The sequence below is a fragment of the Flavobacterium salmonis genome, from assembly GCF_903819435.1.
Taxonomy (GTDB): Bacteria; Bacteroidota; Bacteroidia; order Flavobacteriales; family Flavobacteriaceae; genus Flavobacterium; species Flavobacterium chungangense.
Genome location: NZ_CAIJDP010000133.1, coordinates 1 through 214, shown reverse-complemented (window position 1 = coordinate 214; position 214 = coordinate 1). Strand labels below are relative to the sequence as shown.

General features: G+C 46.7%; 1 protein-coding gene. It reads left to right on the top strand.

The window, feature by feature from the left end; genetic code table 11:
* The coding region (locus FLACHUCJ7_RS25240) for a hypothetical protein (protein WP_180910982.1) at positions 1–214 on the top strand (214 nt) is incomplete at both ends.

The window sequence follows — 214 nt, the reverse complement described above, 5'->3', positions numbered from 1 at the left end:
AGATGCGAAAGCAAAAGCTGATGCAGAAGCTCTTAAAGCGAAATTTGCAGCAGACGCTAAAGCAAAAGCTGATGCAGAAGCTCTTCAGGCCAAACTTGCAGCAGATGCTAAAGCTAAAGCAGATGCAGAAGCCCTTCAGGCCAAACTTGCGGCAGATGCTAAAGCGAAATCCGATGCAGAAGCATTAGCCGCTGCAGCTCAAAAAGATGAAACT